The 15202-nt window shown below is 29.6% G+C and carries 13 protein-coding genes; 9 read left to right on the forward strand and 4 right to left on the reverse strand.

What is annotated here, in order from left to right; all coding sequences use genetic code 11:
* Positions 1-5: 5 nt before the first annotated feature.
* On the reverse strand, positions 6-1826 hold the full coding sequence (locus BWR22_RS08280) for an SLC13 family permease (RefSeq protein WP_076733217.1): 1821 nt from the start codon (positions 1824-1826) through the stop codon (positions 6-8).
* Positions 1827-2088: 262 nt separating this feature from the next.
* Here BWR22_RS08280 and BWR22_RS08285 point away from each other — a divergent pair, with 262 nt between their 5' ends.
* Complete coding sequence (locus tag BWR22_RS08285) at positions 2089-2391, forward strand: HPF/RaiA family ribosome-associated protein (protein ID WP_076733218.1); 303 nt, start codon at positions 2089-2091, stop codon at positions 2389-2391.
* Between the two features lie 62 nt (positions 2392-2453).
* Here the strand turns inward: BWR22_RS08285 and BWR22_RS08290 are convergent, their stop codons facing one another.
* From BWR22_RS08290 to BWR22_RS08300, 3 genes are all read right to left on the reverse strand, one after another.
* Positions 2454-3686 (reverse strand): class I SAM-dependent rRNA methyltransferase, encoded by a 1233-nt coding sequence (locus tag BWR22_RS08290; RefSeq protein ID WP_076733219.1) that lies wholly within the window; start codon positions 3684-3686, stop codon positions 2454-2456.
* Between the two features lie 3 nt (positions 3687-3689).
* Complete coding sequence (locus BWR22_RS08295; protein WP_076733220.1) at positions 3690-4811, reverse strand: DEAD/DEAH box helicase; 1122 nt, start codon at positions 4809-4811, stop codon at positions 3690-3692.
* A gap of 114 nt (positions 4812-4925) precedes the next feature.
* Positions 4926-6479, reverse strand: coding sequence for a DEAD/DEAH box helicase (locus BWR22_RS08300; RefSeq protein WP_076733221.1), 1554 nt, complete (start codon positions 6477-6479; stop codon positions 4926-4928).
* A gap of 101 nt (positions 6480-6580) precedes the next feature.
* Between BWR22_RS08300 and BWR22_RS08305 the strand changes: the two genes are divergently transcribed.
* The 8 genes from BWR22_RS08305 (at position 6581) to BWR22_RS08340 (ending at position 15201) form a co-directional block, all read left to right on the forward strand.
* On the forward strand, positions 6581-7393 hold the full coding sequence (locus BWR22_RS08305; RefSeq protein WP_076733222.1) for a DUF1853 family protein: 813 nt from the start codon (positions 6581-6583) through the stop codon (positions 7391-7393).
* Positions 7394-7478: 85 nt separating this feature from the next.
* Positions 7479-8045: a hypothetical protein gene (locus BWR22_RS08310; protein WP_241828196.1), complete on the forward strand. Its 567-nt coding sequence runs from the start codon at positions 7479-7481 to the stop codon at positions 8043-8045.
* Positions 8035-8484, forward strand: a complete 450-nt coding sequence (locus BWR22_RS08315; protein ID WP_083678255.1) for a hypothetical protein — start codon at positions 8035-8037, stop codon at positions 8482-8484. The genes BWR22_RS08310 and BWR22_RS08315 overlap by 11 nt, the downstream gene beginning before the upstream one ends.
* 99 nt (positions 8485-8583) lie before the next feature.
* Complete coding sequence (locus BWR22_RS08320) at positions 8584-10881, forward strand: type IA DNA topoisomerase (RefSeq protein ID WP_076733224.1); 2298 nt, start codon at positions 8584-8586, stop codon at positions 10879-10881.
* Positions 10882-11457 carry a pseudouridine synthase gene (locus BWR22_RS08325; RefSeq protein WP_076733225.1) on the forward strand — a complete coding sequence of 192 codons (576 nt, stop codon included), beginning with the start codon at positions 10882-10884 and terminating at the stop codon, positions 11455-11457.
* 70 nt (positions 11458-11527) lie between these two features.
* Positions 11528-12775: a mechanosensitive ion channel family protein gene (locus tag BWR22_RS08330; RefSeq protein WP_076733226.1), complete on the forward strand. Its 1248-nt coding sequence runs from the start codon at positions 11528-11530 to the stop codon at positions 12773-12775.
* A gap of 84 nt (positions 12776-12859) precedes the next feature.
* Positions 12860-13537: a TetR/AcrR family transcriptional regulator gene (locus tag BWR22_RS08335; RefSeq protein WP_076733227.1), complete on the forward strand. Its 678-nt coding sequence runs from the start codon at positions 12860-12862 to the stop codon at positions 13535-13537.
* Positions 13537-15201, forward strand: a complete 1665-nt coding sequence (locus BWR22_RS08340; protein ID WP_076733228.1) for a peptidase domain-containing ABC transporter — start codon at positions 13537-13539, stop codon at positions 15199-15201. The genes BWR22_RS08335 and BWR22_RS08340 overlap by 1 nt, the downstream gene beginning before the upstream one ends.
* Position 15202 lies beyond the last annotated feature (1 nt).

Below are 15202 nucleotides of genomic sequence, written 5' to 3' on the forward strand. Positions count from 1 at the left end.
GATTTTTATGTTTTTAATAATGTTGAAAGTATAAACGTACCAGAAATTAATAAAATGATAGAAAGTAAGCCACCTATTATTAAAAAGTGCCTAAACCTATAAATTCCTGTTCCGTAAATTAAAGTGTTTGTTTGGTAACCCATAGGTGTGAAAAAGCTAAAATTTGCACCAAACATTACTGCAAAAATAAATGGTTTTAAAGGTAAATTTAAGCTTGTAGCTAAAGCTATTGCTATAGGCGTCATAATTACCGCCGTAGCATTGTTTGAAATAAAACCGCTAAAAAGCATAGTAAACCCAAAAATAGAACCTAGAATAATAGTTTCGTTTTGGTCTTTAAGTAAAATTAAAAGTTTCTCTGATACCCAAACATCTGAACCAGAATTACCCATAGCAATACCTAACGGAATCATACCTGCCAATAAAAAAATAATTTGCCAGTTTACACGTTTATATATTTTAGATAAATTAATACAGTTACCTAATAATAAAGCACCAACACCAGCTATAGAACTTGCTAAAATAGATAGTACGCCACTTGCAGCTAAACCTACAACAGCAATTATTGTAAAAATACACCAATACTTTTTAAAAGGTTCTACTTCAAAATTATCTTCGTGACTTCTTAAAACTACAACATTTTCTAAATCGTAAAAATGAGATAATTTATCTTCGTTTACTTTTACTAAAACTCTATCACCAGATTTAACATATAGCTTTTTAAAAGCTTTTGGTAAGTACTGCTTTTTATTATTGGTTAAACTGTTTTTTTGAATACCTATAGGTTCTGCAATGTTTACTAAATCGCGTTTTAATTGTTTTAAAGACCTACTAATTAAATCGGAACCAGGTAAAACTAAAAGCTCGATATAATATAGTTTAATGCTTTTCTTTTTACTATTATCTTCTTCGTTTTCATCTTCATAGATACTTAAGCTGTCTTTATTTAGTGAAAGTTCAAAATCATCATCAGAAATAAGAGAAAAATCACTTATATCTGTTAATAGCACAATTTGATCGTGTTGTCTAACCGTTGTGTTTTTTCCTGGAGCAGTAAAAGCATTATTATCTCTAAGAAGTTTTAATATTTTAATATTAGGATTATCGTGAAATGAAATTTCAGAAAATGGTTTGCCAATTAAATCGGAGCCATCTTTTACAGATAATGTGAATAAAAACTCTGATTTTTCATTGTATTGGCTGAGTTTACTTTCTGAATTTTTAGGAAGCCATTTACTTGCAATAGTCATAAAAACGATACCTATTACTAACAAAATAAGGCCATAGATTGAAAATTCAAAAAAACCAATAGTTTCTGCGCCACGCTCCATAGCCACAGCATTAACAATTAAATTTGTGCTTGTACCCATTAAAGTACAACTACCACCTAAAATACCAGCAAAAGAAATTGGCATTAATAATTTTGATGAAGAAAAGTTATATTTTTCTGAAAGCTGAGACATTATCTTTAAAAAAATAACAATAACAGCCGTTGTGCTAATTACCGAAGAAATACTTGCAGAAACTAACATAAATACTGGCACCATAAGAGCTAGTGGTAAAATTTTAAGTTTTTTTATTCCATCGCTCAATAAGGAAATTACGCCATTGTCTTCCATACCTATAGCAATAATCATGAGCATTAAAACTGTTATAGTTGCAGCGTTAGAGAAGCCGCTAATTGCCTCTTCTGGAGTAGTTAAGCCTAGTAGCACTAATGCTACAATAATAAAAAACGAAATTTTATCAATTGGCATAATTTCGGTTATAAACAATATAACCGTAACCGCAATTATAACAAAAACTAAAATAATTTGTATATCCATATAAATAAGCGGTTTATAAAATTAAATTCTTAATTAAAATTAATTTATACCTATTAAAGTGTACTATTAAATATATAATATTATTTATTATATAATCTATTAATTGCAATATGTATTTGTATAAAATAACACAATACGCAACCTGTACCATATTCTAAATAAAAATCTTAAAAAAATAAAAATTTATTACTAAAAATATATTAAAATTGAAAACAATGTTTTTATATTTTGTATCTTTAATAATAACTTAAAATTTAATAATATGACTGTGAACTATGAATACGATGGTGTAACTGCTAGCCCAGAATTAGAAGAATACGTAAAAGGTAAATTAGATAAATTATTTAATAAATATGAATTTATAGTAAGAGCAGATGTTTTTTTTAAAACAGAAAACACCTCTGATAGAAATTCTAAAATGAAAACTTCTATTAGATTAAGTGCTCCTGGACCAAGATTGTTTGCAGAAACTGCAACAGATTCTTTTCATAAAAGCTCAGCAGATGTTGTTATAGCTCTTGAAAGACAATTAGAAAAACGAAAAGGTGCTATGCAAACACATTAAAAATAAACAATAGAAATACCTGAAAAAGCTACTTTTTAAAGTAGCTTTTTTTTATTTTATAATTAGCAATCTAATTTGTAATAACCACATTTTAGATAAGCACCTTCGGGAAAACCAATAGGATGATCTATATCATGAGTAGTTTTTAATATGCATTTTGAAGTTCTACTACTTTCTCTTAATACTTGCATATTTATATCGAAAAATGTTTGAGACAATACACGAGAAGAACATGATGCCAAAACTAGTAAGCCTTTTTTAGCAGTAAGTTGAATGCCTAATTGTGCTAATTGTGCGTATTTTTTCTTTGCTAATTCTATTTCACTTTGCTGTTTAGCAAAACTTGGTGGATCTATAACTACAACATCAAAAGTTTGCTTGTTTTTAATTAGCTTTTTTAAAGCTACAAAAGCATCGTCTGCTATAGTTTTGTGTATACCTGTATAATTATTTAATTTCCCGTTTTGGTAAGCAATTTCTAAGGCTTGCTTACTTATATCTAAACTAGTAACTTCCTTGGCTCCGTTAGCTAACGCATGTACCGAAAAACCTCCTGCATAACTAAATACATCTAGTACTGTTTTCCCTTTACTCCACTCACCTACTTGTTTTCTATTGGCACGATGATCTAAAAAGTAGCCTGTTTTATGACCTTTTATAACATTAGCAGAAAAATTAACGTCATGCTCAACAAACTCAACAACTTCATCCTCTAAAACACCATAAACCACTTCACCATTTTTAAGGTTATGTAGTGTTGATTGTTCTAAGCTTCGGCTTAATCTAATTACAATAGTTTTTGCATTACTAACGTTTTGCAAGCTTTCTAAAATGCCTTCTAAATACGGAATCCATATTTCAGAATATATTTTAACTACTAAAACATGTGCATAAACATCTGCTATTAATCCAGGAAAACCATCGTTTTCGCCAAATAATAATCTATAACTATTGGTATTTGTTTGAAGAAGTTTAGAACGTTTTGAAAAAGCTTCTTCAATTTTAGATTTAAAAAAAGCATTATCTATTGTTGCTGCTGTGTTACCGCTATGCAACATTTTAATACGTATTGGTGAGTTAGCATCATACAAACCTAAACCAATAACTTTGTTTTTATTTTTACTAAAAATTATGGCTAAATCGCCACTATTAGCATCGGTATTAATTTTAGTAATATTATCACTAAAAACCCAAGGATGCCCTTGTAAAACAAATTGTTCTCCTTTAGAGTTTAACTTGATTGCTAAACGCTTAGGACTGTAACTTGAAGTAATACTTTTAGTAAACTGCAACATAAATTAAAGCGTCATTTCTTTAATTTTAATACCTAAAGCTTTTTCAATTTCTGCAACTCTTTTTAATTCTGTTGGCAACACTAATGCTATAGATTCTCCTTTTTTTCCTGCTCTTGCTGTTCTTCCGCTTCGGTGTGTATAATACTCTAAATGTTCTGGAAGTTGGTGATGAATTATAAAGGCTAAATTATTAACATCGATTCCTCGCGCAGATACATCTGTAGAAATTAAAATTTGCAGGTTAGTATTTTTAAACGCACGCATAACTTTGTCGCGTTCTTTCTGCGTCATATCACCTTCTAAAGCATCTACATTAAATCCTTCTTTTTGTAATTGTTGTTTTAAAGCCTGAGTACCTGCTTTTGTTCTACAAAAAATTATACCGCGCTCATCTGCTCTATCGTCTAACAAACGCATAATACTATGCGCTTTATCTACTATTGCTGTTTGCACAAAGTGGTGAGAAATATTAGCATTAACAATGCTATTTCTATTAATTTCTACACGAGCTGCATCTTTAGAGATGTAACGTGATACTATATTTTTTAAATCGGCTGGCATTGTCGCAGAAAACAACCAAGTATTTCTTGCACTTTTTGTTGTAGCGTCTAAAATGATATTTAAATCCTTTTTAAAACCCATACTTAACATCTCATCAGCTTCATCTAAGACTAAGGTGTTAATGTGTTTTAAATCTATTATATTTTTGTCTAATAAATCTACTAAGCGTCCTGGAGTTGCAACAATAATATGTGTAGGACGTTTTAAGTTACTAATTTGTATATCTATTTTTTCGCCTCCATAAACACCTTCAACAAAAATCTTTTTATCGTTGTATTTAGTAAACTTAAATAGCTGTTTTTTAATTTGCTGTACTAATTCTCGTGTTGGCGCAATTATTAAACCTTGCACAGCTTTTTTATTTGCATCTACTTTGTGTAAAACAGGTAAACCATAAGCGGCAGTTTTTCCTGTACCGGTTTGCGCTAAACCAATAAAATCTATTTTAGAATTTAATAAAACAGGAATCGCTTGCGCTTGAATTTCTGTTGGAGTTTTAATATTTAACTCTTTAAGCGATTTTATATAATTATTGTGTATTCCTAAGTCTTTGAAAGTCATAATTATGTATTGTTAAATTGGTTTAAAAATATTTTACACTAATTAACTATCTCTATTTCTTGTTATTAGGTTTAGAGTTAGTAATTGTGACTGCGACTAAATACTATAATTTAAAAATTAATCTTCTGGTAGATAACCGTGAATTTCTTCAAATAATTCATCAAAATTAGCACGTAAATACGCGTTTAATTTCTTTTTGTAATCATCTTTTAGCCATTCTACAAAGTTAAAAGTACTTTTACTAATACATTTTGTGTAGCGCTGTATACGGTAATCTATATCATCTTTAAGCATTTTCGCCAAACCTAAAGCATCCCATAAATCTTCACTATTTTCAACACACATTTTTGCATGATGTGCTATAGAACGCTCTAAAATTACTTTAGAAGAATCTCCTTCTCTTACAGATCTAATGTACATGGCTTTAACATCAAAATACACATCTTCAGACTTAGCAAATTCTGCCCTAAGTGCTTCTGGCATTTCGTACCTAAAGTTTTCTTCTAAATCTTCATCACTTAAAATACCATCTAAATAGAAGTTAGGCGATCTAAATATTTTGTGCCAATCTAAGTCACTTCCCCAAGGTCCAAAACGGTGTAGGTTGTTTCCTAAATCTATAACTGTAAACTTGTTTTTATTCTTTAAAATACGCGATCCACGACCAATCATTTGGTAGTAAAGCGTTAATGATTTTGTGGCTCTGTTTAAAATAATACAATCTACCGTTGGTTCATCAAATCCAGTAGTTAAAATACTTACAGATGTTAATATGGCATCTGGTGTCTCTTTAAACCATTTCAAAATGGCTTTACGCTCTTTTTTTGTATTATTATTATCTAAATGCGCAACCGGATATCCAGCTCGCCTAAAGGTGTCATAAACATGTAAAGAGGTATTAATACCATTATTAAATATTAATGTTTTTTTACCTTTACAACGCTCTTCGTAAGCTTGAATAAGCTTAGTAAGCATGTCTGTATTGGTATATAAATCTTCAGATGATTTTACAGTATAATCACCATTTGCACCAACAATTAAAGAGGTTAAACCAACATTGTAAGAATATACTTCTGCACGTGCTAAAAATTCGTTATCTATTAGAGATTGAATAGTTTCTCCAACAATTAACTCGTTATAATTATCCTTCATAGGAAGGTTAATATTACTACTTAAAGGTGTAGCAGTAACTCCTAAAATAAATGATTTTTCAAAAAACTTAAACAGTTTTGTAAATGAGTTGTAGTGTGCCTCATCAATAATAACTAAACCAATATCACTAATATCTAGTTTATCATCATTTAAACGATTATTAAGTGTTTCTACCATGGCAACAAAACAGTTGTAGTCTCTTTGATCACTCAAATCTGCTTTAGAGTCTACAATTTTGTTTGTTACACCAAACTCTGTTAGCATACTCGATGTTTGCTTACAAAGTTCAATTCTATGTGTCATTACTAACACTTGTTTTTTATGATGTTTTAGGTACTGCCTAACAATCTCAGAGAAAATAACTGTCTTTCCACCTCCGGTTGGAAGTTGATATAATAAATGATAATCCTCTGGAGCATCCTCAAAACACTTAAAAATTTTATCAATAGCACCTTTTTGATAGCTATATAAACTCTTGCCTTCTTGTCTTTCTTCTATATCTAAAGTTGTACTTTTCATTAATCTTTTTTCAAATTTGAGATGTGCAAAAATACAACGAATTAAAGGCTTTTGACGAATATTTTTAAAAAAATTTAAAATGTTTACATTAGTAGTCGCTTATGAAAGACTTTTTTACTAGTTTACAAGCCCAATTTAGTGGGTTTTACAATACGCCTCATTTATTTTTAAATCCTGTAAATGGTATGCAACCATTGTGTCCTGTTAAACAAAAAACACCTGTTTTTAGTGGCAATGGTTTAGAGCGTATTAGATTAGGACAACGTGTAGAACGTTTTGTATCTACAGAGCTACTTTTAGATAAAAATATTTCTATTTTAAGCGAAAATCCTCAAATTCAAACTCAAAATAAGCGAACCATAGGAGAATTAGACTGTTTGTTTTTAAATAAAAACCAGCCTATACATTTAGAAATTCAATTTAAATTCTATTTGTATGATGAATCGCTTGGTGATACAGAAATAGATTGTTGTATTGGACCAATGCGGCGAGATAGTTTGGTTGAGAAATTAAACAAACTAAAACAAAAGCAATTACCACTACTCTATGCGCCAGAAACCAAACCTTTACTAGAAAAACTAAGCTTTAAAGCTGAAGATTTTAAACAACAAATATATTTTAAAGCACAAATTTTTATTCCTTTTGGAAAAGAAATAAAACTAAAAATCTTAAATCCAGAATGTATTTATGGGTTTTATTTTAAATACACAGAGTTATCGCAATTTAAAGATTGTAAATTCTATATTCCTAAAAAAACCGATTGGTTAGTAGATGTTTCAACTAATGTTAATTGGAAAACCTATGAAAATATCTTACCCAAGTTAACCATTTTTGAAGCAGAAAAATACTCACCAATGTTGTGGCTAAAATTCCCTAATGGTAACATTACAAAAGCTTTTGTTGTGGCTTGGTAATAAACATTATTATATATTCTTGTTTTTATTAAATAACATTAATTTTGTAAAACATAAAAACTAATTCTCCCAAATTTTCTTTTAAGTGAATAAACATAAAAACATTAGACGTTTTACAGTTACCATGCTCTTTATTATTCAATTGTTTTTTTTAGGAATGATTATTAAAGAACATTTTATTCATAATAATTTTATAATTGTAATTATTATAGTTTGCTTTATTCTAACAGTATTTTTAGGATATCGCTATTTAAACTTACATCATGAAACATATGATTATGAACGCTTTTCAATTGCTATTTGGGTGCCAATTGGAGCTGTTTTATGCTATATTTTAAATGTAGTCTTTGCACTAGGTAGCGTATTAGCTGCTGGTATTATAGGTGTTTTAGCATCATTTGCTCCACAAATTAATAATCAATCTAATTATTTAAAAAAGCTGCCAACTGCAATTTATTGCGGTGCTTTTGTTGGCATGTCTAGTGCCCAAATAACATCTTCAATACATTTAGTGATTGCTGCAGGAACAATAACAGGAATATTATATATGTTATCTAAAAATTTATTTTTAGGAATTGGTGGTAAACTTGGTGCTTTAGCTTTTGCAGGAGTGGTAATTGTAACTTCTATTCATTGGCTATATGTGGGATAACAACATAATAATTATAATAACTAGTATATTAGGTGCTACACTTACTTTTTATGTAAGCGAATCGTTAAAACAAGGCGCAGTAAAAGCCTCTGCTCTATTAGCGCTAATTGTAGGTTTGTTTTTTTATATATTTCCTGAACTTTTAAACGCATACCTAACAAAAAATATTCCAGTAGTTTTTATAGGAGCTTCGTTTATTGGCATGGCAGCTCCAAAAAATCATAACAATTATAGATTATTGATTATCGCTAGTATTTTATTTAGCATAGTTTATATAAATAAAAGTAGTTTTTTTAATGGTTATGGTGGTGCTTTAGGAACATTAGCTTTTATAGCTTTAATTTCTGCTCTAGTTTTAAATTATGCTTTTGTAAGCACTAGCCCTTTTTTAAAAAAGATTTTAAGTATTAGGAAAAACGTATTTAAAAGTAAAAAATAGTTTTTTTTCTAAATAAAATCTAGTTAATAACTACTAACAAATCTCTTGTATTAATTTAAGTAATTCTATTACTTTGCAAGTCTAAATTTTTATAAACTATTGAAAGTCTGTATCGCCGAAAAACCATCTGTGGCAAGAGAAATTGCTGCTGTTCTTGGAGCCAACACAAAACGTGATGGTTACTACGAAGGCAATGGCTATGCAGTAACTTATACTTTTGGTCACCTTTGTACACTTAAGGAGCCAAACGACTACAAACCGTATTGGAAAAGTTGGGATTTAAACAATTTACCAATGCTTCCAGAGCGTTTTGAGACTAAAGTTTCTAAAGATTCTGGAATAAAAAAACAGTTTAATATTGTAAAAGGTTTATTTGAAAAAGCAGATGTTGTAATAAACTGTGGTGATGCCGGACAAGAAGGAGAATTAATACAACGTTGGGTTTTAAACCAAGCCAATTATAAAGGTAAAGTAGAAAGACTTTGGATTTCATCGCTTACTACCGAAGCTATAAAAGAAGGTTTTAATAATTTAAAACCAGCTAGCGATTACGATAATTTATATTACGCAGGCTTCTCTCGTGCTATTGGCGATTGGTTGCTAGGCATGAATGCTACCAGACTTTACACTGTAAAACATGGTGGTTACAAACAAGTTCTATCTGTTGGAAGAGTTCAAACACCAACATTAGCAATGCTTGTAAATAGATATAAAGAAATTGAAAACTTTAAACCACAACCGTATTGGGAGCTTCAAACTTTATATCGCGATACTTTATTTAGTTATGAAGAAGGACGCTTTTTAAAAGTTGAAGATGGAGAAAAACTTGCAAATATTGTAAAAGAGCACGATTTTGAAATTGTATCTATCGCAAAAAAAGCAGGTAATGAATATGCACCAAAACTATTCGATTTAACAGGTTTACAAGTGTATTGTAATACTAAATTTGGTTTTAGTGCAGATGAAACCTTAAAAATTGTACAAAAACTATACGAGCAAAAAGTAGTAACCTACCCAAGAGTAGATACAACATTTTTACCAAACGATGTGTACCCAAAAGTACCAGCGATATTAAAAAACCTAACTAAGTACGCTACTTTAACACAACCACTTCAAGGTAAAAAATTAAAGAAAACAAAAAAGGTTTTTGATGACAGTAAAGTAACAGATCACCACGCAATCATTCCTACAGGTCAAGAAATGAACCTGCAATACAACCAACAACAGGTTTACGATATAATTGTGCGTCGTTTTATAGCCGTATTTTATCCAGAATGTAAAGTGTCTAACACTACTGTTATTGGTAAAGCCGAAAAAGTAAAATTTAAAACCACAGGAAAAGAGATTTTAGAAAAAGGGTGGAGACTTGTTTTTGAAACGCCTGGAAAACCTACAAAAGAAACAGGAATGTTACCTGCTTTTGAAAAAGGTGAAAAAGGACCACACGAACCATCGTTTTTAGAAAAGCAAACAAAACCACCAAATCAATATACAGAAGCCTCGCTCCTGCGTGCAATGGAAACCGCAGGAAAACAAGTAGATGATGATGAGCTTCGTGAAATAATGAAGGAAAACGGTATTGGTAGACCTTCAACACGTGCCAATATTATAGAAACACTTTTTAGAAGAAAGTATATAAAAAGAAATAAAAAGCAAGTTTTACCTACTGTTACAGGAATCCAGTTAATAGATACCATTCAAAATGAATTATTAAAATCTGCTGAACTTACTGGAAAATGGGAGAAACAGTTAAAAGATATTGAAAAAGGCGAATTTAGTGCTGCTAGTTTTATAAAACAAATGAAGCAAATGGTAGATCGGTTAGTTTACGAAGTAAGAAGCGAAACTAGAAAAGCCAACATATCATCTGTAAACAACAAACCTGCTGGTGCTAAAAAGAAAAAAGCATCAAAAAAAGCTGCTGGTATAACTTCGCAAAAATGCCCAAAATGTAAACAAGGCTCTATTTTAAAAGGTAAAACAGCATACGGTTGTTCAGAATACAATAAAACTTGCGATTTTGTGATGCCGTTTAAGTTTGAAAGCAAAACAATTTCTGAAAAGCAATTTATACGTCTATTAGAAAAAGGCTCAACTGTAAATTTAAAAGGCTTTAAAATTGATGGTGCTTCCGCAGAAGGACTTGTGAGATTCGATGATAATTTCAAACTAAAATTCGAACCTAAAAAAAGGAAAGTTCAATCTAAAAATTTTTCCGAAGAAAATACGTGTCCAAAATGTAAAAAAGGTACCATTATAAAAGGTAAAACAGCTTACGGTTGTAGCAATTATAAAAGCGGATGTGATTTTAGATTTAGTTACGATTTAATACGTGAAAAAGCAAAAGGACAACAATTAACCAAAGCACTAGTTTTTAAAATTATAAACGAAAATTAATTGCATCAACATTTTAAAATATACAAACCTTACGGTATGCTATCGCAATTTGCAAGTAATTCTACACAGCAAAAGCGCAAACGTTTTTTAGGCGAATTAGGTAGTTTTCCGCAAGGCACAATGCCTATTGGCCGTTTAGATGAAAAAAGCGAAGGTTTATTGTTGTTAACTACAGATGGAAAGTTAAGCGATTATATAAATTCTAGTGGTATTGAAAAAGAATACTATGCCTTAGTAGATGGCGATATTACAATAGAAGAAATTACTAGGTTAAAAAATGGTGTAGAAATTGGTTTTGATGGTAAAAAGTACCAAACAAAATCATGTAAAGTAATTAAGTTAGATAATGCTCCTGTTTTACCAGAACGCGGAAAAAAAATACGCGATGCTAGGCATGGTCCTGTTTCGTGGATTTCTATAACTTTAACCGAAGGTAAATTTAGACAAGTAAGAAAAATGACCAGTGCTGTTAATTGTCCAACACTTCGTTTAGTACGTGTTAGAGTTGGAAACATACTACTTGATAATTTAGACACTGGAGCTGTAAAACAAATAGATATACCTAGTTTACTTTAACTATATTTTATATGTTAATTTAGCTAATACAAATTAAATCTCTTTAATTTTGCTAAAAATTTAATATACTATGCAAGAGCAAATTGCCTGCTTTTTTTACGATATTTATATAAAAATAGGATTTACAGAAATTACTGCTAAATACCTAAACATGTTTAGCCTACTGCTAATAGCATTATTTATTGTTTTTGCTATAGATAAAATTCTTACAAAAATTTTACGTCTATTTTCTGTACGCATTGCAAAAAGCACAAAATCACCTTTTGATGATTTATTATTAGCTAATAAAGTACCACGAAATGTTGCGCATATAATTCCTCTAATTGTAGCTTTAAACTTATTGCCAATTATTTTTGCTGATTTTGGATATATTGAAATTCCTATTCGAAAAATTCTACAAGTCACATTTATTATTCTTACACTTTGGATAGTTAGAAGTGTATTACACACTTTAGAAGATTATTTTAAAACCTTACCAAGATTAAGAGATAAACCTATAGATAGCTATATACAAGTATTCATGATTTTTGCATGGATTGTAGGTGTTTTTGCTGCTATAGCAGTATTTACAAACCTCTCTATTATAAAATTTATAACAGGATTTGGTGCCGCTTCAGCTATTATTTTACTTATTTTTAAAGATACTATTCTTGGTTTTGTTGCGAGTATTCAAGTTTCTATTAATGATATGGTGCGTATTGGAGATTGGATTACTTTCGAAAAATATGGTGCCGATGGTGACGTTACAGAAATTAATTTAGCAACTGTTAAGGTTCAAAATTTTGATAACACGATAACTACAATTCCTACTTATGCTATGATTTCAGACTCGTTTAAAAACTGGCGAGGCATGACAAACTCTGATGGTCGTAGAATAAAAAGACATTTAATGATTAAGCAAGACTCTATTAAATATCTTACACCAGAAGATATAGAGCGTTTAAAAAACGTACAGCTTATTTCTAGTTATTTATCTGGAATGCAAGAAAAAATTGATAAATATAATACTGAAAACAACATAGATAAAACATTTTTACTAAACGGAAGAAACCTTACTAACATTGGTGTTTTTAGAAAATACATTCAAACATATTTAGAAAATCACTCTGCCATTAACAAAGAAATGTTACTAATGGCAAGACAGCTACAACCCACAACACAAGGTGTTCCATTAGAAATTTATGCTTTTAGTAAAGATAAGCGATGGGAAAATTACGAATATGTAATGTCAGACTTGTTTGATCACTTTCTAGCAGCTGTTCCTTTTTTCGAATTAGAAATTTTTGAATTACCAAGTTCTAAGTCTTTTCAAGCCTAATTTTTTTTAAATAAGTTAATTAATAGTTAATTCGATTTCAAAAATGATAGTATTACTATTATATTTGCAATTAAATTTATTATTATGAAATATTTACTATCAAACATTAAAATAAGTATTAAAGAAAATATTTATTTAAAAGATCCCGAATCGTCTTCATTGGGAAAACGTATTATAGAAAACAGTATTTTATTAATAGACGAAATAGGTTTTGATTTATTTACATTTAAAAAATTAGGTGCTAAAATTGGCTCTAACGAAAGCTCGATTTATAGATATTTTGAAAACAAGCATATGCTACTATTGTACTTAACTACATGGTATTGGACTTGGTTAGAATATCAATTAGTATTTTCTACAAACAGTTTAGAAGATAAAGAATTAAAACTAAAAAAAGCAGTAGAAGTACTTACACAAACAACAACAATAGATAGTGCTTTTAGCCATATAGATGAAGTTATTTTAAAACGAATAGTTATTAGTGAATTTTCAAAATCTTACTTAACAAAAGAGGTTGATGCAGAAAATAAAGAAGGCTATTTTTCGGTTTATAAGCGATTAGTAAATAGGCTAAAAGACTTTATTATAGATGTAAACACAACTTACAAATACCCAAAAGCACTTGCAAGTACAATAATTGATGGCGCAATACATCAACATTATTTAAAAGATCATTTTAAGTCTATAACAGAATGTAGCGAGAACATATCTCCTACTGTGTTTTTTAATGATTTAGTTTTTAAAATTTTAAAGCAAAACTAATGGCAAAAACAATTTTAACAACAACGCAAAGATTAATAGGTTTATTAAAATTAGATAAAAAAGACATAAAACAAATTTTCTTTTATGCCATTTTCGCTGGTATTGTAAGTCTATCGTTACCATTAGGAATTCAAGCTATAATTAATCTTTTACAAAGTGCTCAAATTAGTACATCATGGATGGTGTTAGTTGGTTTGGTAACGTTAGGCGTAGTATTCGTTGGAGTATTACAGCTTATGCAAATTAGAATTATAGAAAATGTACAGCAAAAAATCTTTACACGCTCATCTTTTGAATTTGCATATCGTTTTCCAAAAATGACAATGCAAGGTTTAAATGGTTCTTATCCGCCAGAATTAGCAAATAGGTTTTTCGATACTTTAACTGTACAAAAAGGACTTTCAAAAATTTTAATAGAATTTCCTGCTGCATTGTTGCAAATCATTTTTGGATTAATACTACTATCCTTTTATCATCCATTCTTTATTATTTACGGTTTTTTACTATTACTGTTAGTTTATATTGTATTTAAATTTACTGCACAAAAAGGCTTAGAAACAAGTTTAGAAGAATCTAACAGTAAATATAAAGTTGCCCACTGGTTACAAGAAATTGCAAGATCTATTTTAAGTTTTAAACTTTCTGGTAAAACAAGTTTGGCAATGCATAAAAACGATAGGCTTGTAACTAATTATCTTGAAGAAAGAGAAAAACATTTTAATGTTTTAATTCTTCAATTCATGCAATTAATAGGTTTTAAAGTATTAGTAACTGCTGGTTTATTAATTATTGGAGGCCTTTTAGTTTTAAACCAAAGAATGAACATTGGGCAATTTGTTGCAGCAGAAATTATTATACTTCTTGTAATAGCATCGGTAGAAAAACTAATTCTTGGTTTAGAAACTATTTACGATGTTTTAACTTCTATTGAAAAACTAGGAAAAATAGTAGACAAACCTTTAGAATCTCAAGAAGGAGAATTATTAACAGTTAATAATGAATTTTATTTAGAATTAGATGATATTTCGTATGCCGTACCAGACCGTGACGATAAAATACTAAGCAATATAACGCTACAAATACAACCTAAGCAAACCTTACTAATAACAGGACAAAATGGTTCTGGTAAATCGACACTTTTAAAACTAATAGCAGGATTAATTACACCAACAAGTGGTAAAATTTATATAAATAATAAATCGCTATTAGGAATAAATATTAATTCTTACAGATCTTTTATTGGGCAAACACTTGCTCAAGAAATGCCTTTTGAAGGCACTTTGCTAGAAAATATAACCTTTGGAGATAAGAATATAACCTTAGATCAAGTTAACGATGTTATTAAAAATTTAGGGCTTAAAGATTATGTAAAAAGCTTGCAGTTAGGACTAAAAACAATGCTTTATCCAGAAGGAAAAGGAATGTCTTTTACCATTTCTAAAAAAATTATGCTCGCTAGAAGTATTGTTAAAAGTCCAAAACTCTTATTGTTAAAAGAACCATTAGAGCAATTTGAAACCAAAGAAGCTCAAAAAATAATTGAATACCTAACCTTACCATCTCACGATTGGACACTAGTAGTGGTAAGTCATAACAAAAATTGGCTATCTAAAGCTAATAACATTATAGAGTTAGATAAAGGTAGAATAATTAATAAGAAATAAT

The sequence above is a fragment of the Lacinutrix venerupis genome (genome assembly GCF_001971745.1).
Lineage (GTDB): Bacteria > Bacteroidota > Bacteroidia > Flavobacteriales > Flavobacteriaceae > Lacinutrix > Lacinutrix venerupis.

Coding starts and splice junctions, on each gene's coding strand:
- BWR22_RS08335 (WP_076733227.1), top strand. CDS start 12,860: ATGAAATATTTACTATCAAACATTAAAATAAGTATTAAAGAAAATATT.
- BWR22_RS08305 (WP_076733222.1), top strand. CDS start 6,581: ATGAAAGACTTTTTTACTAGTTTACAAGCCCAATTTAGTGGGTTTTAC.
- BWR22_RS08330 (WP_076733226.1), top strand. CDS start 11,528: ATGCAAGAGCAAATTGCCTGCTTTTTTTACGATATTTATATAAAAATA.
- BWR22_RS08340 (WP_076733228.1), top strand. CDS start 13,537: ATGGCAAAAACAATTTTAACAACAACGCAAAGATTAATAGGTTTATTA.
- BWR22_RS08285 (WP_076733218.1), top strand. CDS start 2,089: ATGACTGTGAACTATGAATACGATGGTGTAACTGCTAGCCCAGAATTA.
- BWR22_RS08290 (WP_076733219.1), bottom strand. CDS start 3,686: ATGTTGCAGTTTACTAAAAGTATTACTTCAAGTTACAGTCCTAAGCGT.
- BWR22_RS08280 (WP_076733217.1), bottom strand. CDS start 1,826: ATGGATATACAAATTATTTTAGTTTTTGTTATAATTGCGGTTACGGTT.
- BWR22_RS08300 (WP_076733221.1), bottom strand. CDS start 6,479: ATGAAAAGTACAACTTTAGATATAGAAGAAAGACAAGAAGGCAAGAGT.
- BWR22_RS08315 (WP_083678255.1), top strand. CDS start 8,035: ATGTGGGATAACAACATAATAATTATAATAACTAGTATATTAGGTGCT.